This is a genomic window from Lactobacillus delbrueckii subsp. bulgaricus, from assembly GCF_046938665.1.
GTDB classification, from domain to species: domain Bacteria; phylum Bacillota; class Bacilli; order Lactobacillales; family Lactobacillaceae; genus Lactobacillus; species Lactobacillus delbrueckii_C.
On the sequence record NZ_JBKZCD010000013.1, the window covers coordinates 21,191 to 47,842 of the forward strand.

The 26,652-nt window shown below is 50.3% G+C and carries 26 protein-coding genes; 17 read left to right on the forward strand and 9 right to left on the reverse strand.

The window, feature by feature from the left end:
* Positions 1 to 70: 70 nt before the first annotated feature.
* Positions 71 to 1,219 carry an N-acetylglucosamine-6-phosphate deacetylase gene (gene nagA / locus ACLUXO_RS06670; RefSeq protein WP_412136866.1) on the forward strand — a complete coding sequence of 383 codons (1,149 nt, stop codon included), beginning with the start codon at positions 71 to 73 and terminating at the stop codon, positions 1,217 to 1,219.
* 70 nt (positions 1,220 to 1,289) lie between these two features.
* Here the strand turns inward: nagA and ACLUXO_RS06675 are convergent, their stop codons facing one another.
* Complete coding sequence (locus tag ACLUXO_RS06675) at positions 1,290 to 1,763, reverse strand: nucleoside 2-deoxyribosyltransferase (protein WP_412136867.1); 474 nt, start codon at positions 1,761 to 1,763, stop codon at positions 1,290 to 1,292.
* A 173-nt stretch (positions 1,764 to 1,936) separates the two neighbouring features.
* Here ACLUXO_RS06675 and ACLUXO_RS06680 point away from each other — a divergent pair, with 173 nt between their 5' ends.
* Complete coding sequence (locus ACLUXO_RS06680; RefSeq protein WP_412136868.1) at positions 1,937 to 2,416, forward strand: PTS sugar transporter subunit IIA; 480 nt, start codon at positions 1,937 to 1,939, stop codon at positions 2,414 to 2,416.
* On the opposite strand, the gene ACLUXO_RS06685 is transcribed toward ACLUXO_RS06680, so the two are convergent.
* The 6 genes from ACLUXO_RS06685 to ACLUXO_RS06710 form a co-directional block, all read right to left on the reverse strand.
* Positions 2,413 to 3,051: an ABC transporter ATP-binding protein gene (locus ACLUXO_RS06685; RefSeq protein ID WP_412136869.1), complete on the reverse strand. Its 639-nt coding sequence runs from the start codon at positions 3,049 to 3,051 to the stop codon at positions 2,413 to 2,415. The genes ACLUXO_RS06680 and ACLUXO_RS06685 overlap by 4 nt on opposite strands.
* A 20-nt stretch (positions 3,052 to 3,071) precedes the next feature.
* Positions 3,072 to 3,704 (reverse strand): hypothetical protein, encoded by a 633-nt coding sequence (locus tag ACLUXO_RS06690; RefSeq protein WP_412136870.1) that lies wholly within the window; start codon positions 3,702 to 3,704, stop codon positions 3,072 to 3,074.
* Entirely contained in the window at positions 3,701 to 4,354 is a 654-nt protein-coding gene (locus tag ACLUXO_RS06695; RefSeq protein WP_412136871.1) for a hypothetical protein, read from the reverse strand. The genes ACLUXO_RS06690 and ACLUXO_RS06695 overlap by 4 nt, the downstream gene beginning before the upstream one ends.
* Positions 4,341 to 5,126 carry a hypothetical protein gene (locus ACLUXO_RS06700; protein WP_412136872.1) on the reverse strand — a complete coding sequence of 262 codons (786 nt, stop codon included), beginning with the start codon at positions 5,124 to 5,126 and terminating at the stop codon, positions 4,341 to 4,343. Before ACLUXO_RS06700 ends, ACLUXO_RS06695 begins: the two co-directional genes overlap by 14 nt.
* Positions 5,127 to 5,171: 45 nt before the next feature.
* On the reverse strand, positions 5,172 to 5,525 hold the full coding sequence (locus ACLUXO_RS06705) for a hypothetical protein (RefSeq protein ID WP_412136873.1): 354 nt from the start codon (positions 5,523 to 5,525) through the stop codon (positions 5,172 to 5,174).
* Between the two features lie 165 nt (positions 5,526 to 5,690).
* The gene (locus ACLUXO_RS06710) at positions 5,691 to 6,488 is read right to left on the reverse strand and encodes a tyrosine-protein phosphatase (RefSeq protein WP_412136874.1); all 798 of its coding nucleotides are present in this window, start codon (positions 6,486 to 6,488) and stop codon (positions 5,691 to 5,693) included.
* A 198-nt stretch (positions 6,489 to 6,686) separates the two neighbouring features.
* Here ACLUXO_RS06710 and ACLUXO_RS06715 point away from each other — a divergent pair, with 198 nt between their 5' ends.
* The 6 genes from ACLUXO_RS06715 to ACLUXO_RS06740 all read left to right on the forward strand — a co-directional run bounded on the left by ACLUXO_RS06715 (position 6,687) and on the right by ACLUXO_RS06740 (position 12,573).
* Entirely contained in the window at positions 6,687 to 7,160 is a 474-nt protein-coding gene (locus ACLUXO_RS06715; protein ID WP_003611675.1) for a universal stress protein, read from the forward strand.
* A 419-nt stretch (positions 7,161 to 7,579) separates the two neighbouring features.
* A complete protein-coding gene (locus tag ACLUXO_RS06720) occupies positions 7,580 to 8,521 on the forward strand; it encodes a phosphate/phosphite/phosphonate ABC transporter substrate-binding protein (RefSeq protein WP_412136875.1) in 942 nt (313 codons plus the stop codon).
* Between the two features lie 117 nt (positions 8,522 to 8,638).
* Entirely contained in the window at positions 8,639 to 9,409 is a 771-nt protein-coding gene (phnC, locus tag ACLUXO_RS06725; RefSeq protein ID WP_412136876.1) for a phosphonate ABC transporter ATP-binding protein, read from the forward strand.
* A 2-nt stretch (positions 9,410 to 9,411) separates the two neighbouring features.
* Positions 9,412 to 10,212 (forward strand): phosphonate ABC transporter, permease protein PhnE, encoded by an 801-nt coding sequence (gene phnE / locus ACLUXO_RS06730; protein WP_412136877.1) that lies wholly within the window; start codon positions 9,412 to 9,414, stop codon positions 10,210 to 10,212.
* Positions 10,212 to 11,024 (forward strand): phosphonate ABC transporter, permease protein PhnE, encoded by an 813-nt coding sequence (gene phnE / locus ACLUXO_RS06735; protein WP_412136878.1) that lies wholly within the window; start codon positions 10,212 to 10,214, stop codon positions 11,022 to 11,024. The genes phnE (ACLUXO_RS06730) and phnE (ACLUXO_RS06735) overlap by 1 nt, the downstream gene beginning before the upstream one ends.
* A gap of 292 nt (positions 11,025 to 11,316) precedes the next feature.
* Positions 11,317 to 12,573, forward strand: coding sequence for an ATP-binding protein (locus tag ACLUXO_RS06740; protein WP_412136879.1), 1,257 nt, complete (start codon positions 11,317 to 11,319; stop codon positions 12,571 to 12,573).
* Between the two features lie 14 nt (positions 12,574 to 12,587).
* On the opposite strand, the gene ACLUXO_RS06745 is transcribed toward ACLUXO_RS06740, so the two are convergent.
* Both ACLUXO_RS06745 and ACLUXO_RS06750 read right to left on the reverse strand, forming a co-directional pair.
* Positions 12,588 to 12,764 carry a hypothetical protein gene (locus ACLUXO_RS06745; protein ID WP_412136880.1) on the reverse strand — a complete coding sequence of 59 codons (177 nt, stop codon included), beginning with the start codon at positions 12,762 to 12,764 and terminating at the stop codon, positions 12,588 to 12,590.
* A gap of 100 nt (positions 12,765 to 12,864) precedes the next feature.
* Positions 12,865 to 14,493, reverse strand: a complete 1,629-nt coding sequence (locus tag ACLUXO_RS06750; RefSeq protein WP_412136881.1) for a peptide ABC transporter substrate-binding protein — start codon at positions 14,491 to 14,493, stop codon at positions 12,865 to 12,867.
* 251 nt (positions 14,494 to 14,744) lie between these two features.
* Here ACLUXO_RS06750 and ACLUXO_RS06755 point away from each other — a divergent pair, with 251 nt between their 5' ends.
* The 9 genes from ACLUXO_RS06755 (at position 14,745) to ACLUXO_RS06795 (ending at position 26,610) form a co-directional block, all read left to right on the forward strand.
* Positions 14,745 to 15,230 carry a hypothetical protein gene (locus ACLUXO_RS06755; RefSeq protein ID WP_003614491.1) on the forward strand — a complete coding sequence of 162 codons (486 nt, stop codon included), beginning with the start codon at positions 14,745 to 14,747 and terminating at the stop codon, positions 15,228 to 15,230.
* Between the two features lie 57 nt (positions 15,231 to 15,287).
* On the forward strand, positions 15,288 to 16,688 hold the full coding sequence (locus ACLUXO_RS06760) for a metallophosphoesterase family protein (protein WP_412136882.1): 1,401 nt from the start codon (positions 15,288 to 15,290) through the stop codon (positions 16,686 to 16,688).
* A 96-nt stretch (positions 16,689 to 16,784) separates the two neighbouring features.
* On the forward strand, positions 16,785 to 18,734 hold the full coding sequence (asnB, locus tag ACLUXO_RS06765) for an asparagine synthase (glutamine-hydrolyzing) (protein ID WP_412136883.1): 1,950 nt from the start codon (positions 16,785 to 16,787) through the stop codon (positions 18,732 to 18,734).
* 33 nt (positions 18,735 to 18,767) lie between these two features.
* Entirely contained in the window at positions 18,768 to 20,027 is a 1,260-nt protein-coding gene (locus tag ACLUXO_RS06770; RefSeq protein ID WP_003614469.1) for a carboxylate--amine ligase, read from the forward strand.
* Between the two features lie 365 nt (positions 20,028 to 20,392).
* A complete protein-coding gene (gene nrdD, locus ACLUXO_RS06775) occupies positions 20,393 to 22,603 on the forward strand; it encodes an anaerobic ribonucleoside-triphosphate reductase (RefSeq protein WP_412136884.1) in 2,211 nt (736 codons plus the stop codon).
* A gap of 72 nt (positions 22,604 to 22,675) precedes the next feature.
* Positions 22,676 to 23,398, forward strand: coding sequence for an anaerobic ribonucleoside-triphosphate reductase activating protein (gene nrdG, locus ACLUXO_RS06780; protein WP_412136885.1), 723 nt, complete (start codon positions 22,676 to 22,678; stop codon positions 23,396 to 23,398).
* A gap of 18 nt (positions 23,399 to 23,416) precedes the next feature.
* On the forward strand, positions 23,417 to 23,974 hold the full coding sequence (locus ACLUXO_RS06785) for an iron-sulfur cluster assembly protein (protein ID WP_086356070.1): 558 nt from the start codon (positions 23,417 to 23,419) through the stop codon (positions 23,972 to 23,974).
* Positions 23,974 to 25,290 carry a DUF438 domain-containing protein gene (locus tag ACLUXO_RS06790; RefSeq protein WP_412136886.1) on the forward strand — a complete coding sequence of 439 codons (1,317 nt, stop codon included), beginning with the start codon at positions 23,974 to 23,976 and terminating at the stop codon, positions 25,288 to 25,290. Before ACLUXO_RS06785 ends, ACLUXO_RS06790 begins: the two co-directional genes overlap by 1 nt.
* Before the next feature lie 99 nt (positions 25,291 to 25,389).
* On the forward strand, positions 25,390 to 26,610 hold the full coding sequence (locus ACLUXO_RS06795; protein ID WP_412136887.1) for an MDR family MFS transporter: 1,221 nt from the start codon (positions 25,390 to 25,392) through the stop codon (positions 26,608 to 26,610).
* Positions 26,611 to 26,652: the final 42 nt, after the last annotated feature.

A 26,652-nucleotide genomic window follows, 5' to 3' on the forward strand; every position in this document is an offset into this window, starting at 1 on the left:
AATCATTGACTAAAGCACTTACAAAGTTAAGAATAGTAAGAGAAAAAGATTGTTTTACTAAGGAGAAAAAATGCGCTATTACATTCATGCTGATCAATTTTACCTGCCAAATGGCCGGGAAAAAGGCGGCTATTTAGAGATTGTTGATGGTAAATTCGGGGCCTACCTGCCAGAAGGCAGCCAAGTGCCGGACGCGGTGGACTACACCGGCTTTAGCGTGGCACCAGGCTATGTCGACACCCACATCCATGGTTCCATCAAAGAAGACGTGATGAAGAGCGACTGGGAGGGGATCAACCGCTTGTCTGAAGCCTTGCTGAGCGCCGGGGTAACCAGCTGGCTGCCAACGACAGTGACCGCGTCGAGCGAGCAATTGTCAGAAGTCTGCCGGATGCTGGCTGCTCACCAGGGAGAAGAGAGCGGGGCTAAGATTCAAGGGATCCATTTTGAAGGGCCATTCTTCACGGAAGAACACGCGGGAGCGGAAAATCCAAAATACATGATGGACCCAAGCCCGGCAGAACTGGACAAGTGGCTGGAAGCGTCAAAGGGGATGCTGAAGAAGATCTCTCTTGCCCCAGAACGTCCAGGAACGCCAGCTTTCGTAAGCTATGCTGTCAGCCGGGGAGTCAAGGTAGCCCTGGGCCACTCTAGCGCCAGCTACGACCAGACTAAGGCAGCCGCGCAGGCTGGGGCAACGATTTTTACCCACACCTTTAACGGGATGCCGGACTTCTCCCACAACCGGCCAAACATTGCCAACGCGGCCATGGCACTGGAGAACATGGACAACGAACTGATTGCCGATGGCCACCACGTCACGCCTAGCGCTATCAAGGCCCTGCTGGCGGCTAAAGGCAAGGACCATATTGTTTTGATCACTGACTGCATGGAAGCTGGGATGATGCCGGATGGCGACTACATGCTGGGTGAACTGCCCGTATACGTCAAAGACGGGATGGCACGCCTGAAGGAGGGCGACAACCTGGCCGGCAGCGTCTTGCAGCTGAAGGACGGGGTGAAGAACCTGGTTGACTGGGGCTTGGCCGGCAAGGAAGAGGCTGTGTTGATGGCCAGCTATAACCCGGCCCGCAGCCAAGGGCTCCTGGACAAGTGTGGGGCAATTCGTCCGGGCCTGCCAGCTGACTTTTTGATCTTGAGAGATGACATGTCCCTGGCGAAGACCTACTTGAACGGGGAAGTTCGCTGGGAAGAATAATAAGTATAAAGAGAAAAAGCCTATCTTCCAAAATTGCGGAAGGCAGGCTTTTTGTTAGATATAGTTGTTTTTAGTATACGGCACCTTCGTAGAAGTCGAAGCGCGGCTTGTTGAAGTTGAAGTCCTTCAGCTGGCTCATCTTGATCACGTTGTCGCTGACGCCCCAGCTCATGAGGTTGATCGGCTTGCCGTAGTCTTCGTCCGGGATGACCAAAAGGACGTACTTGCCTTGGCTCAAGGCGTAACCCAGTTCCATGCCCAGGCCGACGTCTTCTTCGTTAGGGATGTAGACGCCCAGCATGACGTCGTTGGTCTTGATCCCGTTCAAGTCATTGTTGTAGGTGGCCGTAGCCCAAACCTTGTCGTGCAGGTATTCCGGGTGTTCGTCAACCCGGATGCCCTTGTACTGGTTGTCCAGGGGAACGTAGCTGTTTTCCAGGTCAACCGTTGGGTTTTCCTTGAGGGCTTCCATGGCTTCCTTGTAGGCTTTGTTTTGGCGGTCAGTGAACCAGCCGGCACCGAAGTAGATCGTCTTTTTTGGCATATCTTGTATTCCTTTCATGTCCGTTGCGAGATATTGTGTTTCTTTTTCTAGAATAACTTTACCATTTTCCGCCCCGGCTGACTAGTCAAAAATTAAGCATCAGCCAAGTTGCCCAGCGGCAGAAAGCTTATAATAAAAGTAGTTGTATTTTTGAAAAAAGGGGCGGACTAAAAGTGACTGAAGAACTCTTAAAAGCGGAAAGCTGTTTTGTTTTGCGGGCCGAAGACCGGGCTGACATGTTTGCCCAAGTCTACAAAAAGCTGCTGGAGCAGGGCCTGGTAGCGGCCGGCTTTTTAGACCAGGTGGTGGACAGAGAAGAGGATTTTCCGACCGGCCTGGCCAGCTGCAATCTGACCCCGGGTCTCCCCAACCTGGCTTTTCCGCACACGGAAGGCTGCTTTGTCAAAGAGCAGCGGGTCGTTCCCATTAAGCTGCTGGCCCCGGTCAGCTTCAAGAGCATGGTCGATCCCAGCCGCGAATTGTCAGTTGGCTTTTGCTTCATGCTGCTGGACCAAAAGGCGGACGGCCAGGCTGAACTTTTAGCCAGAACCATGACCTTCCTCAGCCAGGCTGAACCAGCAGCTCTCAGCCGGATTTTTGCCCAGACTGATCCTGCCAGCTTGTACTCTGCCCTGCGGGAAGAGGGATTTTAATTCGGTCTTGAGTCTAATTGACCATCCGTCAAGTGGTAAATTTTTTGCGGTAAATTCTGCAATAACAGAGGATCATGACTAACCAAAAGGGTAGTTGTTCCTTGCTTTTGCATTTCTTTGATCAAAGAGATAAAACGTTGGATAGCTTTAGCATCCAAGCCGTTCGTTGGTTCGTCCAGAAGCAGCAGATCAGGCTTCTCCATAACAGCTTGAATAATGGCCAGCTTTTGCCGCATGCCTAAGGAAAAGGACTTTACTTTAGAGTCCTTTTTTTGCTCCAAGGCGAAAATCTTCATGCTTTCAATAATTTCAGCTTCACTGATGGTATTGTTGATGGCCGCGAGATATTTTAGGTTCTCTAGTGCTGTCAAGTGAGGAATAAAATTTGGGGTTTCGATGATTGCACCGCAGTTTACTGGCAATTGCTCGTTAAAGCGAACTGGTTGACCAGCTAAACTGATTTCACCGCTGCTTTTGACAAAGCCTAAGATGGCGCGTAAAAGCATGGTTTTACCAGAACCGTTGTCGCCAGTGAAAGCAACAACTTCGCCCTTTTCGACTGACAAATTGATATCGTTTAAGACGGGCTGGCCCTTAATTGTCTTGGAAACATGATTGAGAGTAAGGTATGACATATTTTTCCCTTTCGTTTGATTTACAGAAGTTCTGTTTGCAGGTTGATGTAATAAAGAACAGCAGCCAAGGTTAATATCACGATTAATTCTAAGAAGTAGGAAAAAGCAGCGATATTGGCGAGCAAAAGCAAATTTTTCTTACTTACAAGATCAATGATAGCCAAGCTGCAGCCAATGGTGATCGGCAAGGCATAGTCCCGGCCAAGCAGCAATAGACTGGTTAAGAGAAGGTTGAAAGCCAAAAGGCTCAAACTAGCTGGCACCAAAATCTGCAAAAGCAGCATCCAAGTGGTCAAGCCGGAACAGAACAGCAGGGCTAGTGAAAACAGGATGTTGTAGCTAACTGTAAACAAGAGCATTTTAATTAGACTGGCTCGAAAAAGACGCCGTCGGTCAGCCTGCCTGACATAAACAAAAGGATTAATCAGCAGTAGGCAGCTCTTCATTTCCGGCAAGAGTAGCAATTCAGCCAGGGCATAGTAGCTAATCCAAGCCAGATTAGCGCTGATAACGGTCAGATCGGGCAGCTGCATTACGTCAAATGGATTGCGGTTGCCGGAAAATGGATTGGCTAAATTCCAGACTAGGCAGGCAAACAAAATGCCTGCCCAAAGGAGTTGCCGCCGCTTCAGATTATAAAAATGAAGTCTCATTTGATTTCCTCCTGGCTAAGCAGATAGTCAGCTAAGAACCATAGCAGCAAAATTATGCCCCAGACCAAGCAACTAAAGTAGAACAAGATTTGCGGCTGGCCAGCAAAGGCTGTTCCGGTCAGCAGGCTCAGCCAGTTTTTGGAGAAAGCTGACATGAAGAAAAGCCAGGCCGCCAGATAGCATAGGCAAGTCAGCAGGTATAAATTGCCGTGTGGCATGAGCAGCCAGATGACCAGAATTATGCTTTGCGTTAAACAAAGATTTTGCAACAGCAGCCAGGCGGAAAGCAGGCTGCTTGCTAATTCGATCTTGCCGCTACTGGAAAAAACAATGGCTGCCAGTAAGGCTGACCAAATTGCACAAGCAAATGATATGAGCAATTGCCAAGTCAGCTTCCAGGTCAGCCAGCATTTAGGACTTTTCCAGCGAACCCGGGCCAATGGGTCATTTTTTGATGGAAAAAATGCTGCTGTTAAACCGCTGAATAAAGAAATTACTGGAAAAAGCAGGTTGGCTTCCAGTAGCTGAAGGCTGGCAGAAGAGCCGGCCGGTTCGGCAAACAGGAGGGCAAGCAGGAGAAGCGAAAAGGCGGCTGCGATGATCAGCAGCCGCCTTTTTTGAATGATTAAGAGCTGTTTAATCAAGAACATCGTTTCTTTCCTTTATTAAGAAACCACCCCAAACGATGGCAATGATCAAGATGGGATAAACAATAAGCCCAAAGACCGTGAAGGGATATTCATTGCTGAATGTTGGGGTGATAATGCTGGGAATAGAGAGCGGCTCAAAACCGCTGAAGTCGCGCAGAATACTGCTGGTCAGCGTGACAGCAAAAGGAACGATGACTTCCAATCCATTGCGCAGACCAAAAGCTGAAGCAATGAGTGATAGCTGACTCAAGAGACCTGCAAAAATGAAGACGATAAGCAAGCCGAGCAGCCAGAAAACAATTGGATGAGTGTAGAACAGATCTGCGCTCCAGCCGCCAGGGTTGATTGGCGTTAATTCATATTTTCGGGATAAGGGAGCCAGGGAGTATTGACTGAAGAAAAAGATCCCCTCACAAATGAGCGGCAAAATCGCGATTAAACCAGCAAAAATGAAAGAACTTGCTGAACAGCTGGCAAAGTATTTATTTAATGGAAATCGGCTGAGCTGCATTTCGCGAAAGTGCTGCTTTTTATCTTCAGCAATGGTGCTGCCGGCAGATAAGGCAGCAGTTAAAGGTAAAATAACATAATAGCTGCGGCTGCCGAGCCCGGTATAGTCAAAACCAGTTAAATGGACATATGCGCTGTTGATAAAATGTGCATTTGCAGATGAGATAGTCCGGGCCTGCAGGAAAATTATGGCAAAGCCAATGGCCAGGGCAAGCCAGCCCTGCCAGCGCTTGCTGAGCCGGATAAGCTGTTGTTTGATCATGTTGCTCCTCCTAAAAAAGCATCTGGCTTACCAGATGCTTAGTAGTTACTTCTTTTTAACTGAGTCAGGACTCCAAACACCACTGGCGTGAACATGGACTACATAGCCTTCTTTACTTTCGATCGCTAAACGAATCTTTGTTTTACCGTAGGTTTCATATGCCCGGTTGTACATTAGCTGGGATTGTCCGGCCTTAAGGGCATATTTTGGATTGCCAATTTCTACGCCATCACTCTTTTGAGCCCAGACATTAACCATACCTTTGCCAACTTCTTTGACACGCACATAAGTCCGAGATTTGTCAGTCTTATATCTGGCACCGGTGTAGTAGTTACCGCCATTTCTAGGCAGAATAGCATCCCAACTGGTATCTGTATGATTATTACTTGCATGGACCAAACCAGCTGAGCCAATTGAAATTAGTGATAAAGCTGCAGCAGCTAAGGGCAGCCCTTTTTCATTATTCTTATCCTCCCAATGTTGATATACATAAATAAATTAAGCGGATTAATCTATGGTATAAGAATAACACTCCTAAAAATATATGGCAATATTTTTCTTGAGTTATTTCTCCAAGTATATCGTCCGCAAATCCAACAGGTCAGCGTTAGAGAGGCCGATTTGTTGGTGAAGGTAGGCGTTGATGCTGCCGTAGTCCCGGTTGATGACGTCCAGCAGGTACTTGAAGTAGGCTGGCTGGACGGTCTGCAAATCGCGGAAGGTCGTAAGGAGGCTGTCATCAGCTCCGGCGGCCTTTTCCTTGGCCAAAAGCTGGCTGACGAAGTCCTTGATTACTTCATTAGTAAAGAGGTAGTCCTTTTCAATGGTTTTCATCGGCACGCCCAGAGCCGTCAAGATCAGGATTGCCCCGAAACCGGTCCGGTCTTTCCCGGCCGTACAGTGGAAAAGCACGCTCTCACCCTCTTTCTCATTAGCCAGGAGTACTTCGAACAGGTGCTGGTAGGCCTTGTTGGCGTTCTTCCCGGTTGCCATGTTCTTGTAGGCCCACAGCATCCGCTGGTAGCCCCAGCCTGGATCCTGGCTTTCTCTCGCCATGTCGGAAATACTCATGGTGGAGTTGGTCAAGTCCTCATCGAAAACCGGGTCGGCGAAGTACTCGACACCCGCGATCTTCCGGTCCGGCTGCTTGTTTCTTTCAAAACTGGTCCGGAGGTCGATGTCGTACTTAAGCCCGTAGCGGCGCAGGTATTCCTGGTCTTCCTTGAGCAGGTCGGCTAAATGCCCGCTCCGGATCAGCTTGTGCATTTTGATCTTTTTGCCAGAAATGGTCTGGTAGCCGCCCAGTTCACGGAAGTTCCGGCCGCCTTTAACGGCCAGCAATTGCTGCTTTAATGAAGTCATTTTGTCGAATCCTTTCTTATTTTATATGTTTGTATTTTCTTTTTGTTGCTTTTTACCGGTTGATTTTTTCATCCCGCTAAAAAAATGCTCCCCTGCAAGTTTAAGATGTAACAATTTTGCGAAAGCGCATTACTAAGCCGTGACTTATGTTAAAATATAGATAAGCGAAATACGTAGATAGTACGGGAGATGAGCACTATGACTGAAGAAAAAATCAAAATTTTGGTACCTGTCGATGGATCTGAATCCGCTGAACGTGCTTTTGACAAGGCCGTGAAGATTGCCGCCAACAACGGCTACCACGTTGATGTTTTGAACGTGATCGACACCCGGCAGTTCATGGGCGAAATGCAGGACACCTTGATCTCAGGCGACACGATCTACCAAATGACCCAAGACTCAGAGGAATACCTCAAGAGCCTCAAGCAATGGGCCCACGACAACCTGGCCTTTGACGACATTGACTACCACATCCGTTATGGCAGCCCGAAGAGAATCATCTCTTACGACTTTGTCAAGGACCACGGCAACAACCTGATCGTGATGGGTGCCACCGGTTTGAACGCCGTTGAGCGGATGCTGATGGGGTCAGTTACCGAATACGTCAACCAGCATGCCATGGCCGATGTCTTGATCGTCAGAACTGACGTCAACAACATGCCTGCCAAGTAAGCTGGCTGATAAAAGTATATCTTAAAAAGAGGACGTTTGGAACAATTTCCAAACGTTCTTTTATTTCCTGTTTATTTAACTTAAATTTTACTTTTGTTCGGATTTCAGCCGGTTAAGTTAGTAGTTTGTGTAATTTTTCGCTATTTCATTAACTTTTTGTTTATGAAATTGGACCGGATCAATTAGTTTGGGTAAAAAAGCCGAAAAAGGCTTGCTAAAACCCGAATATTTCTGGTAGAATTGTTCCAGAACGCAGAAACGCAGATTGCCTTGCTGTTGTTCTGATGAGATGCATGAGCGTGAGAGCCGACCTATGAAGGAAGCTTTTGTGTGGACTTTTCTCTGGCCGTCCCTAGGCTCATCCCTTATGCTACTGTTGTACTGTCTAGCTTTCATTAACCATTTTTCAGGGGGAAATAATGAAAAAGTTCAAGAAAGCATTGTTTGGTGCTTTAACTGTTGCTGCTGCTGTGCTGGCAACCGCTTGCTCTTCAAGCAAGTCATCATCTTCATCAAAGGGCTACACTCCATCAAAGTCACACCCTTTGACGATCCAATTTGTTCCTAGTCAAGCTGCTTCCACTTTGGAAGCCAAGGCTAAGCCACTTGAAAAGATCCTTTCCAAGAAGCTTGGCGTTCCGGTTAAGATCTCAATGTCAACTGACTACAACACGGTTGTTGAAGCCATGAAGTCAAAGAAGGTTGACGTCGGTTTCTTGCCACCAGATGGTTACGTTCTGGCCCACAAGCAAAAGGCTGCTGACGTTCTGCTGCAAGCTCTCCGTTACGGGGTAAAGCAACCAGGCGGTAAGGCAACCAAGAAGCTGGTTAAGTTCTACCGGGCAGAAATCCTGGTTAAGAAGGGGTCAAAGATCAAGAGCTGGAAGGACTTGAAGGGCAAGAAGATTGCCGTGCAAAACGCTACTTCTTCAGCCGGCTACATTTTCCCAATCGCTGAATTGAAGGAAAAGGGCCTGGACTTGACTAAGAAGGGCAACGCCAACCTGGTAACTGTAACTGGCCACGACCAAGCTGTGCTTGACGTTCTTAACGGGGACGTTGATGCTGCCTTCACTTTCGAAGACGCACGTAACACTGTTTTGGCCGACCAACCAAACATCATGAAGAAGGTTGTTCCAATCTACTTCACTAAGGGCATCCCTAACGACACTATCTCAGTTCGTTCAGACATGAGCAGCTCCTTCCGCAAGAAGCTGTCCAAGGCCTTCGAATCTCTGCGCAAGGACAAGAAGAGTTTGAAGATCATTGAAAGCATCTACAGCCACGAAGGCTACACCCCTTCAAAGGACTCAGACTTCAACATCGTCCGCAAGTACGACAAGATGGCTGCTACCAAGTAGTCATTGATATCACAAAGATTATCAACTGAATACTAATAGTGAAATCGTGCCCCGCTTTAACGTAGGACACGATTTTCAATGAAAAAGCAAATTTAGTTATTTAAGGAGTTATTATTCATGGCAGAACAGCCGATGATCGAAATGAAGAACGTTACCAAGGTCTACGACAATGGTACCGTTGGTTTGAAGAACATCAACCTGAAAATCAACAAGGGTGAGTTCGTGGTAATCGTTGGTCTTTCCGGTGCCGGCAAGTCCACTCTGCTCCGGGCAATCAACCGCCTGCACGACATTTCTGAAGGCGACATCTTGATTGACGGTGAATCAATCACCAAGGCCAAGGGCAAGAACCTGCGCCTCAAGCGGCGCAAGATCGGGATGATCTTCCAAAGCTTCAACCTGGTCAAGCGCTCCAGTGTTTTAAGAAACGTCCTGGCTGGCCGCCTGGCTTACTACCCAACTTGGAAGACCACCTTTAACTTGTTTACTGACAAGGACAAGCAAAGAGCTTATGAAGCCCTGCAAAGCGTTGGCATGGCTGAAAAGGTTTACTCCCGGGCTGACGAGTTGTCCGGTGGTCAGCAACAGCGGGTGGCTATCGCCCGGGTGCTGACCCAAAGACCGGAAATCATTTTGGCCGACGAACCAACGGCTTCTTTGGACCCGAAGACTTCCCGGCAGGTTATGGAAGACTTGAAGATGTTGAACGAAAAGTATGACATGACGGTCGTGGCCAACCTGCACTCAATTGAACTGGCCAAGGAATTTGGCCACCGGGTCATCGGTGTCCGGGCCGGGGAAATCGTTTATGACGGCAAGATGGAAGACACGCCGCAAAGCGTCTTTGACAACATCTACAATGGCGGCAAGGGTAAGGAGGAAGACTAACAATGTCAGCAACTGACCGCGACATGTTAAAACTTCCAAAAAAGAAGTTTAAGATGTGGAACTGGGTCTGGCTCATCTTGATGATCCTGGGCTTGGTTTTATCTGTTAACAACACGAAAACCAGCCTGCCGGAATTTTTCGCCAACTTTGACCAGTTCGCGGAAATCTTCGTGCAGATGGCCCAGCCGGACTGGTCATACGCCGGGACGGCGATTCCTTACCTGGTGGAAACGATCAAGATGGCCATCATCAGTACGGTCATCGGGTCTCTTCTGGCCTTCGTTTACTCACTCTTGATTGCCAGAAACATCGTCCACAACCGGGCAGTTACCGGTGTTCTGCGTTTCATCATGAACATCATCAGAACTATTCCGGACCTGCTCTTGGGTTCAATCTTCGTTGCCATCGTTGGTATCGGCCCGGTTGCCGGTATCCTGGCCTTGATCGTCTTCACCTTTGGTGTCGTTGTCAAGCTCTTCTACGAAGCCATCGAAACTATTGATCCAGGTCCAAGTGAAGCCATCAAGGCAGTCGGGGGCAACGGGATGAACAACATCATGTTTGCCGTTATGCCACAGATTTTGCCTTACTTCATCAGCTACGCCCTCTACGCTTTTGAAATCAACGTCCGGGCATCCACGATCCTCGGTTACATCGGTGCCGGTGGTATCGGTCTGCAGCTGAAGAACACTTTGGACATGTTCAACTACAACCAAACGGGGATGATCATCCTGGTTGTCTTCCTGGTTGTTTTGGTCATCGACTTTGTTTCAACTAAAGCAAGGGAGGCTTTGATGCGCTAATGGATACGACAATGAAGAAATTACCACCAAAACCAGTGACGGCCAAGTCCAGAGCTATTAAGTGGGGCGGCTGGATTATTTCCATCGCCATCATTATTTGGTCCTGCACGGGCATCGACTTCGGCGGGATCAAGCCAACTGCCGGTCAGATTACCGGGGCGATCTTCAATGGTCTTTTCCACCCGGACTGGTCCTATGTTTATAACGGCAGCGGGGAAGACTTGCTTTCCCAATTGTGGCAGACCTTGTGTATTGCCTTCCTGGGGACTTTCATCTCCGCCATCATTTCAGTTCCTTTTGCTTTCTGGGCAGCCAACACCCGGCACAAGAAGTTCTGGGTATCTGAAAGCGGGAAGATCGTTTTGACTTTCATCAGATCCTTCCCAGAAATCGTTCTGGCCTTGATGTTCATCAAGGCCGTTGGCCCGGGCGCTCCAGCCGGTGCCCTGGCCTTGGGTCTGCACTCAGTCGGGATGCTGGCCATGCTGTTCTCAGAAGCGATTGAAAGTTTGGATGATGGTCCAGCTGAAGCGATTACGGCAGTCGGCGGGTCCAAGTTTAACGTGGCAATGTTTGCTACCCTGCCTGACTTGATGCCAGCCATCGTTTCCAATACCCTTTACCGTTTTGACGTGTCCGTCCGGTCCGCTTCTGTTTTGGGTCTGGTTGGTGCCGGTGGTATCGGCTATCCTTTGATCATCGCCTTGAACTATCGGCAATGGAGCCGGGTCGGGATCATCCTCTTGGGGATCATCGTCATGGTTGTGATCATCGACTGGATCTCCGGTGCAATTCGGAAGAAGCTGGTCTAAAAAAACAGATTGAATAATAACTCTTTGAAAAGCTGTGGCGGTTGCCACGGCTTTTTTTATTTTGTTAATTACCGGCAGAGATGCTCCGGCTCTTTGCCTTCAACTCATGCGGCTTGGGACGCTTACTGGCGTTTCCGCAAAGATTTACGTGTTAATAAAACACGTAAAAAACACAATTAGCTTTTCATCTTTTTTTCGTGCACAAAAAGCGCGAAAATTTGCTAATTACGTGTTAAAATTGATACGTAAAAAACACAATTAGCTTTTCGTATTACGCAAGGAGAAGATGCAAATGCGTGAAACTAAAAATCTAGAATTTAAGGAAAAAGTATCTAATACATTCCTCAAAACCGTTAGTGCTTATGCCAACTATGGAACTGGCAAAATTATTTTTGGCCTAACCGACTCTGGAAAAGCTGTGGGAATCAATGATCCAGTAGCTACTTGTCTAAAAATCGAAAATACAATTAATGATGCTATTAAGCCTAATCCTAAATATGATTTGGCTATTGACTCAGACAAGAAGTTAGTTGTTTTGACCGTCCACCAAGGTAAGTTTCCCCCATATTTTTACAAGTCTAAGACCTACAAACGCAATGATAGTTCTTCAATTGAAGTCGATCCTTTAGAACTGTCTGAATTAATTTTAAAGGGTAACAACCGTTCATATGATAGCCTACCAGCGCCTGACCAAGATTTGAGCTTTGATTTTTTGAAGAGAACTTTTCAGCGAGACCTAGGCATATCTGATCTTACTCGTGATACCCTAATCACGCTCAATCTCTATGAACAAGGTTCAGGATACACAATTGCAGGGGAACTCCTTGCTGATCAAAATACTTTTCGCGGGATTGACATGGTACGCTTTGGGAGCGACATTAATACCATGCGAGAACGCGTCATCTATGAAAAGGAATCTATTCTAAGAGAATACGAAGAATCTATCACCAAATATCAACAATACTACCAGTATGAGCAAGTCGTTGGCGCATACCGGCAAAAGTTTGAGCTGATTCCTGAAGACGCCTTTCGTGAAGCCTTAGCCAACGCCTTGGTTCACCGGAATTGGGCGATCAATGCTCAAATCAAAGTAGCTATGTTTGACGACCGAATCGAAATTACCTCTCCTGGTAATTTACCTCAAGGTCTAAGCAAAGAAAGTTACTTAAATGGCGAAATCTCAGTTTTACGAAATCCAATAATTGCCAATATTTTCTTTAGACTAAAAATTATTGAGCAGTTTGGAACTGGGATTCAGCGAATTCTTACTAGCTACAGTGATAGTACTATACAGCCTCAGTTCTCTGTTTCTGAGAATTCAGTCAAAATCATTTTGCCGATAATTCAAAATGAAGCTAGCTTAACTGGTGACTTGAAATTAGTATACGATTCTCTCCAAAGCATCCCCTTAGCAACTTCTGACCTAATGCAAGTAACTGGCTTTAGTAGAAGCAAACTTGTTAAGCTCTTAAACGAGTTGATTGCACAAGGTTACGCTGTTAAATTAGGACGCGGCCGCGGCACTAAGTACTGCCGAGCACAAAAATAAAGCTAAAAGCTAGATCACTTTTTGCCTTGCTGGGCGTCTTCATATTTTCTCAGCTGGCGACTGACTCTTACCGGCAGAGATATGATTTGACCAGCCTTTTGCCAGGCAGCCGCTTGGCCGGTCTGGGTGAAAAAATTACCGCTAATTTCTTGACCTTGCTTGGCATGTTTTTGCTGATTTGACAGTGACAATCATCATTACTTGTTTATTACTATTGTTGCCTTCTTTAGGCAAAAGAAAGAGACCCGCGTAAGCAGCGAGTCTCTTTTGTTAGTTGCTAATACTTTCCTATTACTTCAGGTAAGCGTACTTGAAGCTGTAGTTAGCCCCGGCGCCGTTGTAGATCACGCCCTTAACGCTCGGCTTGACCATCCAGGCTTCAACTGGGTGGTAGAGTGGGGTAACCCCTTGTTCTTCCAGCAGGATCTGTTCAGCCTTGGCCAGGTCGTCGAAGCGGTCGCTGGTTGAAGAAGTCGTCTTGGAAGCGGCAACGTACTTGTCGTAAGTCTTGTTTGACCACTTGCCGTAATTGTATGAAGCACCAGTAGTTTGCAGGTCAAGGAAGGAAATTGGGTCAGCAAAGTCTGCGTTCCAGCCAGTTGAAACGACATCGAAGTTGCCGCTCATCATTCTGTTAATCCGGGTCTTCTTCGGGATGCTTTGCACTTGAACGTCGATGCCCAGGTTGTTTTCCAGTTGGCTTTGGACGAATTCCGCTGCCTTCTTGGCCGTGTCGTCGTCATCGCCAAGGAGAGTGAAGGAAATCTTCTTCTTGCCGGTTTCCTTCAAAGCTTGTTTGTAGAGTTTCTTGGCTTCAGTGACATTGTAAGTCGTCGCCTTTTCAGTAGCGGCGTTCTTGACCGTGTCAGTGTAGTCCTTGCTGCCAACGGTCGTCATGCCTTCCGGGTCAAAAGTCGTAGCCGGAATAGCTGCCCCGCCCAGGGTCGCAGTCAATTCCTTCCGGTTGACGGCCATGGAAATAGCCAGGCGGAGATTCTTGTTCTTAAATTCGGGGTGCTTCTTGAGGTTGTAGGACAGGTACTGGGTCGTGGACATCTTCCGCTGGGTGTAGCCGGTCTTGCCCTTCAAAGATTTGGTGGCTTGGGCGTCCAGGAAGGCCGCGTCAAGCTTGCCGCTTTGGTAAAGGTTGTAGTCAGTTGCCGGAGTCTTTTGCACGCTGAACTTGACTGTGTCGAGTTTGACATTCTTCTTGTCCCAGTACTTGTCGTTCTTGACCAGTTTCCAGGTCAAGTTGGACCCGGTCCAGCCGACTTGCTTGTATGGACCGTTGTAGATCATGTACTTGGACGCGGTCGCGTACTTGGAGCCCATCTTTTCAATGAACTTCTGGTTTTGCGGGAAGAAAAGCGGGAAGGCCATCAGCAGCTTGAAGTAAGGAATCCGCTTTTCCAGAGTAACCGTCAGCTTGTACTTGCCGTCAGCCTTGATGCCCAGGGTAGCCGGCTTCTTCTTGCCAGCAACGATGGCGTCAGCGTTCTTGATGCCGGAGAACAAGTAGGCATATTCAGACGCGGTCTTCGGGTCAATAGTTCTGCGCCAGGAATAGACGAAGTCCTGGGCCGTAACCGGGTCCCCGTTGGACCATTTGGCGTTCTTCCTCAAAGTAAAGGTCCAGGTTTTCCCGTCAGCACTGTTCTTGGTAGAAGTGGCCAGGGCGTTTTGCACCTTGGCATTTTTGCCCAAAAGGTAGAGTCCTTCTTCGACATTATTGATTTGTTCAGCTGAGGCTTGGTCAGTTGCCTTGGAAGCGTCCAAAGTCGCCATTTCCGCGGTGTTCATCCAAGTAAGAGTCTGTTTCTTGGCGGTGGTTGATTTGGAATTGTTTGACCCGCAGGCTGCTAAAGCGGCCGCGCTGGCTAGGATTAGGGCTGAGCTGGCTAAAAGTTTCTTGCTTCTCATATTTGTTGCCTTCTTTTTCTTGTAAAACTCATATATTACGACACAGCTTGATAGATGCAGCTAAACTGCTGATCTAAGAGATATTACTAATTATAGCAATGTAATTAAAAAATACCAGTTGCACTTTAATTTTTTTGTCATTATTTTTGAGAAGCTCTTTTAATCCTTAAAAAAGCGCTTTGCCCAAGTAAAAAAAGCTATTCCAGAGCTAGTTTTTGCTATAATTAGGGTAAGATTGCAAGGAGGACAACATGGAAAAATTAACTACCATGGAGCTGGCTGACGAGTTGGCTGAAGCTCAAGACAAAATTCTTAACGGTGAAGCAAAGCTGGATACCGGCCGGGTTTACCAGGCTATCGATGATTTGGGCGTCTTGAACGATCCCATCAGCAATTACTTCGACCGGACCGAAGATGAATACTATGAAACTGAAAGTGACCACTACCTGGCCCTGACTAATCTGACTGGCAAGCTGGGCGACCTGCACGACCGCATCTTGACCAACCACGTGGACGGTTTCGTTGACAAGGACGAAATCAACCTGACCTATAACCACGAAAATGCCTACGTGGAAGATAATTACGTGCCAAGAACCGACCTGCACGTTTTGGTCTACGGGCTCAAGGTGATCGGGGCGGTTGAAGCCATCGCCGCTGCCGACCTGCGCAACGTCTTGTCCAAGGATGCCGTGCTTTCCTTGGGCCTGGCAGCACACGCATTAGCAGAAAATCTATAATTGAGAGCCGGGGGAGGCCCGGCTTTTTGTGATTTTAGGCTTTTTGGAAGGGTAGAAATGGACCTGTTTAAATACACAAAGGGAATTATTGACAAGGCAGTTGGGGCTTCCAAGCTGCACGCCGTGCAAAAGAATGCTGGCGAGCTCCTTGATCCCATGCAGAAGTATCTGACGGTAGGGGAGTACCATGTCGATGCTCGCGACGCCACGCCTGACGGCCGGCCGTTTACCTTGACGGTCTACCAAGATGACCAGGGCATCCTGCACCAGGCGCTCAGTCCGGAAAGCACCGACAGCCTGGCCGCTGAATACGAGCGGAAATTCGTGCCAGAACTGAACCGCTTCAAGGCTTTCCGCAGCCGGGAAACGGGCCGGCGCTATGTCGTGGAAGACTACCTGGCCCGCTTTGTCAGCGACGTGAAAAAGGAAATCCGGGAAGGAGACGACTCCGTCAATATCGGGGTCATTACCGACACCCACTTTAAGAACGTTGACAGCCTGGACTTCTATGGCTGGAATGGCTTGATGCATGTCAGAGAGTTTTCCTACCTGGACCAGCTGGATATTCTGGACCTCAAATGCCACCTGGGCGACTGGATCGACGGTTCTGACGCCGGCCTCATCAGCGAAAGCGAACTGATGAAGCTGCGGGACTCCTTCAAGTCCAGCAAGGTGCCTTACCTCATGATCAAGGGCAACCATGACGAAAACGACAAGTTTGACGAGCACCATGACTTGAAGGCCAGCTTCCCGGAGCGGGAGTTTGAGAAGATCATGTGGCCGGAGATGTACCGGCAGCGGGAATTGGGCTATGTTTCCCGCCAGCACGGGGTGGCCTGGTTTGACCAGGGCCATGTCCGGGTGATCAGTCTGAATACGTCAGACATTCCCTACATTTTAGATGAAAAAGGGCAGAAAAAGTACGACGTCAAATTGACCCTGGGGGTACGGGAAGACCAGGTGCAGGAACTGATCGAAATCCTGCAGCAGTCAAGCGGCAAGCAGGTTATCCTGCTCAGCCACGCCAACCCGATCAACCGGAAGGGCGGCAATGCCTTGAAGTACAACGGGCGGTCCCTGCATGAACTCCTGGTGGCCTTCAACCAGAAGGAAAAGGGACGGATGCATTCCAGCAAGGACGTGCCGGCGGAATTCCGCTTGAGCAACGACTTTGACTTCACCAAGGTCAAGGACGCCCGGATCATCGCCTACTTCTGCGGCCACCGGCATGTGGAAGACCAGTACCGGATCAACGGCATCCAGTATGTTCTGTTCAACTGCTCAGCCTTGATGGGGCCCAACCACCAGCTGACGACCAAGTATAACAAGAACTTAAACCGGAAGATGGACCACCAGAATGAATTTGCCGGCTACGTCGTCAACGTGGACCTTTTCCGGCGGCGGATCAAGGTCTTTGGCTATGGGGCCGCGACCAGACGGAGAATTTTTTTCATTTAAGTAAAGATTGACAAGGACTCTGTAAACATTAGAGCCCTTGTTTTATAATAAGAAGTTGACTTTATAGAAACTAACTAGAATTAAGGAAGAGAAAATATGTGCGGAATTGTCGCCTTTTACGATCCAGAAATCAATGACAAGCAGGCGGCCATCGGCAAGATGATGGCTACCATCCAACACCGGGGACCAAGCAGTGACGGGATGTACACCAACGACAAGGTGGCCCTTGGTTTCAGAAGACTGTCGATTATCGACCTGCGGGGCGGTAGTCAGCCAATCTACAACGAAGACCGCAGCCGGGCGATCATTTTCAACGGGGAAATCTACAACTTCAAGCCCTTGAGAGAGGAACTGATCAAGGCGGGCCACACCTTCTCCACCAAGGCCGACACTGAAGTCATCCTGCACGGCTATGAAGAATGGGGGATGGACGGGATCCTCAAGCGGGTCCGGGGGATGTTCGCCTTCATCATCTGGGACGACAATACCCAGACCATGTACGGGGCCCGGGACTTCTTCGGGATCAAGCCGATGTACTACCAGGACGTGGACGGCCACCTTTTGGTCGGCTCAGAATTGAAGAGCTTTTTGGCCTTCCCTCATTTTAAAAAGGAACTGAACACCGAAGCCGTCAAGCCATACCTGATGAACCAGTACAACGACCTTAAGGAAACCTTCTTCAAGGGCGTCTACCGCTTCCAGCCAGGCCACTGGTTTGAATACAAGGACGGCAAGATGAAGACCCACCAGTACTGGGATGCCGAATACAAGGACAACAACCTTTCCTTTGAAGAAACAGTCAAGAAGATCAACGAAGACTTGAAGGAAACGGTTGACCTTTACCGCAACGCCGACGTTAAGGTCGGGGCCTTCCTTAGTGAAGGGGTTGACTCCAGCTTCCTGACGGCCCTTTTGGACCCGGATGAAGTCTTCTCCATCGGCTTTGACGACAACACCTACGATGAAGCTTCCAAGGCCAAGGCCCTGGCCGACATCAACGGCTGGCACTTCTACGCTGACAAGGTCTACTCAGAAGAAGCCATGCGGGACTTCCCGGAAATGCAGTACCACATGGACGAACCAGACGCCAACCCGTCAATCATTCCTTTGTGGTACCTGTGCAAACTGGCTAGAAAGCACGTGACTGTTGCCCTGTCCGGGGAAGGGGCCGATGAGCTTTTTGCCGGCTATGTCAACTACGGGATGCACACCCACAACAATGTCATCAAGGTCTTTACTGACAAGCTGAAGAAGCTGCCAAAGGGCAAGCGGGTTAAGCTGGCGCATAAGATCAAGAAGATGCCAAACTTCCCGGGCAAGGTGCACCTTTACACCAACCTGGCTGAACCAAGCGAATTCTACGTGGGCCAGTCAGTCATCTACGACATGGACTACCCGACCATCTTCACTTCCAAGGACGCTAACGCTGTCTTGCAGCCGAGCTACCGGAACAAGCTGACGGTCAACGGCAACTACCAGGAAGACTTCAAGAAGGTCAAGGACCTGGACAATGTCAAGCAGATGCAGTACATCGACCTGCACCACTTCATGCTCAACGACATCGAGCAGAAGGCTGACAAGATTTCCATGGCCCACTCCCTGGAACTCCGGGTGCCTTACCTGGACGTGAAGATCGCTGAACTGGCCAACTCTATTCCAAGCAAGTACCTGGTCAACAAGCATGACACCAAGTACGCCCTGCGCAAGGCTTCAGAACAGGTCCTGCCAGATGAATGGGCCAAGCGGCCGAAGCTGGGCTTCCCGACGCCAATCAAGCAGTGGCTGCAGGAAGAGCGTTTCTACAAGCAGGTCAGAGACCTCTTCAGCGAAGACTTCGTCAATGATATTTTTGAACAAAAGAAGATCCTGGACCTGCTGGATGAGAACTACAATGGGGACGGTTCTCACCGCCGGCAGATCTGGGCAATCTACACCTTCCTGGTTTGGTACAAGCTCTTCTTCGTTGACTACGAGGAAACCGTGCGCAAGTACCAGCACGTGCAGCCGGAAGTGGCCAGCTTGATCGCCCAGGGCAAGCTGCTCTAATCCAAAAAGAAGAGAAAGAGAATTTAATTACTAATGGCTAAATTTACACCAATTTTGCTTGGCAGCGACATCAACGTCTACGGGATGGCGCGGTCTTTTAACGAAGCATACGGCATCAAGGTCCAGGCTTGGGCGGCAACGCAATTGGCGGCCACCCGCTATTCCAAGATCGTGGACGTTGAAGTGCACCCTGGTTTTTCCGAAGACCCGGGCTTCATGGAAGTCATGCAGGAAAAAATCAAGGAATACCAGAATCATGAAGAGCCAGTCATTCTGATCGCTTGTGGGGACGGCTATGCAGAACTCTTGGCTAAGCATAAGCAGGAACTGGAAGGGACCTTCGTCGTTCCTTACATCGACTACCAGCTTTTGGAAAAGCTGATCTCTAAGGAAGGCTTCTACGAGGTCTGTGAAGAATACGGCCTGCCTTACCCGAAGACCAAGATCATCAAGCTGGCTGACTACCAGGATGGGTCATACGCCGACGTGCCTTTTGCCTTCCCGGTTGCCTTGAAGCCGGAAGACCCGGTTTCCTGGCTGGATGTCCAGTTTGAAGGGCGGAAGAAGGCTTTTGTCATCAAGGACCTGGCTGAATTCAAGGACATTGTGGGCAAGATCTACACCAATGGCTACAAGGAAGACTTGATCCTGCAGGACTTCATCCCGGGCGACGACTCCAACATGCGGGTCTTGAACGCCTACGTGGACAAGAACCACCAGGTCAAGATGATGTGCCTGGGCCACCCGCTTTTGGAAGACCCGACTCCGCAGTCAATCGGGAACTACATGGCCATTTTGCCGGCCTATGACGAAAAGCTCTACGAGACTGTCCAGACCTTCCTGGAGAAGATTAACTATGTCGGCATGGCCAACTTCGACATCAAGTACGATGCCCGCGACGGCCAGTACAAGTTCTTTGAAATCAACCTCCGCCAAGGCCGGTCCAGCTTCTACGTGACCTTGAACGGCTATAACCTGGCCAAGTGGTACGTTGACGACTACGCTGAAGACTCCTTGGCCGGCCAGGAGACAGTCTATGCCAACAAGCTGGAGAGCAGCCACATGCTTTGGCTGGGCGTGCCGGAGAAGATCTTCAAGGAATACGCGGTCGACAACGAGGCCAAGCAGGCGGCCTTGAAGCTGATCGATGCCGGCCAGGTGGGGACGACCGTCTTCTACGACCAGGACAGCTCCTTTAAGCGCTGGCTTTTGATGAAGTATATGTTCCACAACTACTACAAGCGCTTCAAGACCTACTTCCAGGTCAACAAGGGCCAGTACTTCGATAAATAGCCAATACTTTTATAAGCTCTTGATGAAAATCAAGGGCTTTTTTCATCTTTTTGGAATTTTTGAAGGACTTTGGCAAAAGGCTAAAAATATTTGGCCAAGCAAAATATTCTTTTTTTAAAAATATACGGGCTCCAAGTCCCGTGACAACTGAATTCTCTCCTGTCATTTAACAGAAATGGGTCTTTGTATAGACCACAATATCTGGTATTTTGTGCTATGCTTATCTCATGAACTAAACAAGATGTGGTGGTTATCCACACTTAATCCACAAGATAGTCTAGTTCTTGTGGGTAACTCGCTTAAACAGCCCCAGAGGCTGGATGTAAAAAGACAAGGTATTTTTGAGAGATAAGAGGTTGATTGTCATGTTAAAGCCAGCAGCAGAAACTGTGAGCCTGAATTTTGCCAACGCGCCAAAGAAGTTCATCAAGCGCGATGGCGCCCCATTTAAATTTGAACAATTCAAGCTGGAAATGGTTCTGGATGAACTTGGCCTGGAAGACAGCGAAATCAAGGCTGCCGTTTTGAGCAAGGTTTACGCCAAGCTGGCCGCCTACACGGTTGACGCCGTTCAAGTCCACGCTGCCTTCAGAGCCAGCTTGAACGAACTGGGCTATCTGAATGAAGCCAAGGAATACGAAGCCAAGCGGCAGGAAGACGAAGCCGACTGGCGGGCAGAAACTGACACCAAGCAGCGCCTGGCCAAGCTGGTCGACAAGGACCCAAGCATCGTCCACGAAAATGCCAACAAGGACTCTGACGTCTTTGCCACCCAGCGGGACTTGACTGCCGGGACTGTGGGCAAGACGGTCGGTCTGACCTTGATGCCCCAGCACATCGCCAAGGCCCACCTGCGCGGGGACATCCACTGGCACGACCTGGACTACACTCCTCTTTCACCAATGTCCAACTGCTGCCTGATCGACTTTGACTACATGCTCAACCACGGCTTCAAGATCGGCAACGCCTTCGTGGAAGTACCGAACTCCATCCGGGTGGCCACCAGCCAGGTAGCCCAGATCATCACTAGCGTGGCTTCCAGCCAATACGGCGGCTGCTCTTTTGACCGCTGCGACGAAGTCCTGGCGCCTTTTGCCGAAAAGAACTACGAAAAGCACCTGGAAGAAGGGCGGGAGTTCATCGACGACGAAGACAAGGTGCAGGCTTTTGCCAAGAAGCGGACCCAAAAGGACATCTACGACGCTATGCAGAGCCTGGAATACGAGATCAACACCATGTTCTCCAGCCAGGGGCAGACTCCTTTCACCACCTTGGGCTTCGGCTTAGGGACCAACTGGATTGAAAGAGAAATCCAAAAGGACATCCTGCAGGTCCGGATTGAAGGCCTGGGCCGGGAACACCGGACGGCTATCTTCCCGAAGCTGGTCTTTAGCTTGAAGAAGGGGCTTAACCTCCACCCAGGTGACCCGAACTACGATATCAAGAAGCTGGCCCTGGAATGTGCTACCAAGCGGATGTACCCAGACGTTTTGAGCTACGACAAGATCATCGACATCACTGGCTCCTTCAAGGCCCCGATGGGCTGCCGGTCCTTCCTGCAAGGCTGGAAGGATGAACAGGGCCGGGAAGTCAACTCCGGGCGAATGAACCTGGGCGTGGTTACTTTGAACCTGCCAAGAATCGCCATGGAAAGCCAGGGCGACATGGACCGCTTCTGGGAAATCTTCAATGACCGTCTGGAACTGGGCCGGCAAGCCTGCGAATACAAGGCCAAGAAGGTCACTGAAGCTAAGCCGGTCAACGCTCCAACCCTGTATGAATACGGCGCCTTTGGCCAAGGGGTTGGCGATGACGGCGACGTCAACGACTTCTTCAAGAACGGCCGGGCCACGGTTTCCCTGGGCTACATCGGCCTTTACGAAGTCGGCACGGTCTTCTACGGGCCAGACTGGGAAAAGAACCCGGAAGCCAAGGCCTTCACTTTGGAAGTGGTCAAGAAGATGCATGATGCCTGCGCCAAGTGGGAAAAGGAAGACCCAAACCACTACCACTACAGCGTCTACTCCACCCCAAGTGAAAGTTTGACTGACCGCTTCTGCCGCCTGGACACGGAAAAGTTCGGCAAGGTCAAGGACATCACGGACAAGGAATACTACACCAACTCCTTCCACTACGACGTCCGCAAGCACCCGACCCCATTTGAAAAGCTGGACTTTGAAAAGGACTACCCATACTACGCTGCTGGTGGTTTCATCCACTACTGCGAATACCCGAACCTGAAGCAAAACCCGGCCGCCCTGGAAGCTGTCTGGGACTGGGCTTACGACAGAGTTGGCTACCTGGGTACCAACACCCCGATCGACAAGTGCTACGAATGCGGCTTTGCCGGCGAGTTCAAGTCAACCGCCAAGGGCTTTGAATGCCCGCAATGCGGCAACCACAACCCGGAAACCTGCGACTGCGTCAAGCGGACCTGCGGCTACTTGGGCAACCCCTTGAAGCGGCCAATGGTCCACGGCCGGCACGAAGAAATCGCCCACCGGGCCAAGCACATGAGCTTGGGCATGGTCAGCGAGGAAGCCAGCTTGGAAAAGCAGAAGAACAGCCAATACTAAACGAAAAGAATTATACTAATAGGCAGGAATCTTTCCTGCCTATTTTTTAGTCAAAAGCAAAGGAGAAGCGAGATGCCAGAGAAAGACAAGAATCAGCAAGAAGGTCCTGACGTCCGGGACAACCTGATCCGGATCAGCGTCGGCGGGGAAACGGTCTTTGTGGACGCCAACCAGTACAAGGCGAAAAATGCCGGCCAGCCGGCCAAGCCCCGGAAGATGAAGCGCCAGCCCAAGAACCCCAAGCCGGGCGAATGGATCTCAGAAGATTACAGCAAGCATAAGATTGCTGACTACAAGCCCTTCAACTTCGTTGACGGGGAAGGGGTCCGCTGCTCCTTATACGTGTCCGGCTGCCTCTTTGACTGTCCGGGCTGCTACAACCTGGCCGCCCAGAACTTCAACTACGGCCGTCCCTACACCCAGGAATTGGAAGACCAGATCATCGCGGACATCGGCCAGTCCTATGTTCAAGGCTTGACCTTGCTTGGCGGGGAACCCTTTTTGAACACCTGGGTCTGCAACCGGATCATCGACCGGGTCCGGGCCGAATACGGCCACAGCAAGGACATCTGGTCCTGGTCCGGCTATACCTGGGAAGAACTTTTGAAGGAAACCCCGGACAAGGTGGAAATGCTCAAGAAGCTAGACATCCTGGTTGACGGCCGCTTCATGGACAACTTGAAGGACTTGACCCTGCAGTTCAGAGGGTCCAGCAACCAGCGGATCATCGACGTGCAGAAGTCCCTCAAGACCCCGGACCTGCACCCGGTCATCTGGGATAAGTTGCAGAGATAGTTTTTTAGCGAGGAAAAAATGAACGAAGAAAAACGCGCCTTGGTTAACCAGGTCATCGGCCAGCTGCAGACCGTCATCGACCCGGAGCTCCTGGTCAATGTGGTCGACCTGGGCCTCATCTACGGAGTCGACATCGATGATGAAGGCAATTGCCTGGTGACCATGACCTTGACCACAGCCGGCTGCCCCTTAAACGACTACCTGAACCGGGAAATCCGCCAGGCGGTGGGCCAGCTGGCCGCCATCAAGCAGGTGGACATCAAGCTGGTCTGGTACCCGGTCTGGACCCCGGACCGCTTAAGCGAGCAGGCGAAAAAGCAGCTGGGCATCAAGGAAGAGCCGGCTCCGGCGGCTAAGAAGATCAACCTCCACCAGCCGATCAAGACTTTCGCTGACCAGTATCCGGAATTTACCGAAGATATGGCCGAGATCGGCTTCAACCGGATCAAGATTCCGGGCATGCTGGACACGGTGGGCCGGCTGATGACCCTGCCGATGGGCTGCCGGGCCATGGGCTTTGACCTGGAAGAGGTTAAGGAGAAGCTGCGCTTGAAGGGATACGAGGTGACTGAGTGATGACCATGTCTTTAGAAGAGAGGCAGGAGAAGCTGCTGGAGATCTTGCGCCTTTTGCGGGACAAGGGGGACTTTGACCAGGCCAAGGCCATGTTCAACGCGGCTTTTTCTTCAGTCTCAGTCAAGGAAATCACGGAAGCTGAGCGGGCCTTGATCGCCGGCGGCCTCAACCCCCAGGAAATCCAGAACTTGTGCACGGTTCACGCGGAAGTCTTCCGGGGATCGATCGGCGAGCAGGAAGCAGGGGAGGCTTTTGCCCGGCCCGGCCACCCGGTCCAGACCTTGAAGCAGGAGAATGTTGTTTTGACATCCTTGGTCAACGACGCCCTTTTGCCAGACCTGGCCAAGTATGAAGCAAAGCCAGCCCCGGAACTTTTAGCCAAAATCAAGCAGGAGCTGGCTGACCTGGCCCAAGTGGACAAGCACTACACCAGAAAAGAAATCTCCATGTTTCCCTTGATGACCAAGTACGGCATCACAGCCCCGCCCCAGGTCATGTGGGGGGTAGACGATGATATCCGGGCCTGGATCAAGGAGGCCCGGCAGGCGGCTGAAACGGGCGAGGCAGAACTTTTGGCCAAAAAGGTCAAGCAGGCGGCCAAGGAAGTCACCGAAATGATCTTCAAGGAAGAGGCGATCATGCTGCCGCTCTTGACGGAAGTGGCGACGCCGGCTGACTGGCTCAGGGTCAAGGAAGACGAGCCCCGGGTAGGCTACTGCTTGATCCCCGATCCGCCAGCCTGGCGGCCGTCCGCGGCCGAATTGGCTGAGAAAAAGGCAGCCGACCCGGTAGCCATCGCCAAGTGGAATGACCAGATCGGGACTTTTGCCGGCCAGCTGGGCGGCAATGAAGCCGAAAACTACCAAAAGCTGGTGGAAGTCGAGCAGGTGGAAGAAAAAGCCCGGCCGGCCCTGACGGACTCCTTTATTGAGTTCGCGGAAGGCAGCCTCAGCTATGAGCAGCTCTCGGCCGTCCTGGACCTTTTGCCCCTGGACCTGGTCTTTGTGGACAAGGACGACGTCATCCGCTACTTTGGCGGCAGCTGCGGCTTTTATCCCCATTCGAAAAACGACCTGGGCATGAACCTGTTTAGCATTCACATGCCAAAAAGCGTGCCTAAGGTCAAGGCCATCGTGGATGACCTAAGAAGCGGGAGAAAGGACAAGCATGCCTTCTGGTTTGAAGTCCGGGGCCGCTTCGTCTACATCCAATACCTGGCGGTCAGAAACAAGGCCGGGGAATACCTGGGCGTTTTGGAAGTCTTGCAGGATATTACCGACTTGCGCGCCTTGCAAGGAAAGAAGAAAGAGTTGTAGAATTATAATAAAGAGAGAAGCCATGACTTGCTGAGTCGTGGTTTTCTTATTGCCTGGAGTATTTTTAGCAATTAAGTTTAGAAAAGGAGGAATGGAAAGATGAAAACTAAACACGGACAGAGCCAGTTGCCGGAAATCGCGCTGCCCTGGCTGGTCGTGGCCGAACTGGCTACTTGGATCGGGGCCAGCTTCATTTGGCCACTGACTTCCGTTTACCTAAACAAGCGGTTGGGGATCAGCCTGTCGGTAATCGGGATCGTCCTCTTCTGCAACTGCGCGGCCAACATGCTGGGGTCGACCATCAGCGGCCGGCTTTTTGACCGGCTCAACCCTTATCCTTTGATTGTGGGCGGGATGCTGCTGGATGCCCTGGTCCTGTTAGCCATGGCCTTCTTCCACGGCTGGCCGGTTTACTGGGCCTGGCTGGCCTGTACGGGCTTTTTAGGGGGCTGGAACGGGGCCCTGGTCAATTCCATTGCCACCAGCCTGCGCAAGTATCCGGGCCGGTATGTCTTCAATATTCTCTACTTCTCCCAGAACCTGGGGGTGGTAATCGGGACCTTGATTGTCGGCTACCTTTACGACTACTCAATTGAGCTGCTCTTTATCATTGCCAGCTGCCTTTTCTTGATCGGAACTTTAGTTGCCTTCTGCAAGTTTAAGCCGATCGTGGCCTACCATGCCCGCCGGCAGGAGCAGAAGCAGACTGGCCAGACCCCGCTGAAGGCGGAAAAGATGCCGAAGGCCAACTTCTGGATGACCATGGGCTTCTTTATCACTTTAGGGGTAACCTGGCTGATGTACATGAACTGGGAGTCCAACCTGTCCGTTTACATGGTCAGCCTGGGAATTCCTTTCCACCTCTACTCAACCTTGTGGACGATCAACGCCGGCATCATCGTGGTCGTGCAACTGATTTTGGCCCGCTTCCCGCGGATCTTCAAGAGCATCTACCAGCAGATCTACTTCGGGATCTTCATGTTTGCCGTGTCCTGGCTGACCTTGATTTTCGCCAAGACTTACCCGGGCTTCGTCTTGTCCATGTCGATCCTGACTTTGGGTGAATCGACGGCCTTTTCCGCCATTCCGGCCTATGTCAATGACATGTCGCCGTACTCCAGCAAGGGTAAGTACCAGGGGCTGACCCTGGTGGCCAGCGGGGTCGGCCGGGCCTTCGGGCCGCTTTTCGGCGGGACCTTGATCGACCTCTTCGGCTACAAGACCATGTTTGTGGTTGCCAGCTGTGGTATCTTCCTTTGCCTTTTGGCCCTCTTGCCGCTGAGAGCCAAGCTGAAGGACCAGGTGCAGTTCTTCAAGTAGGAATTTTTAGCATTTTTGCAAAAGTAAGACCGGATTTTCATT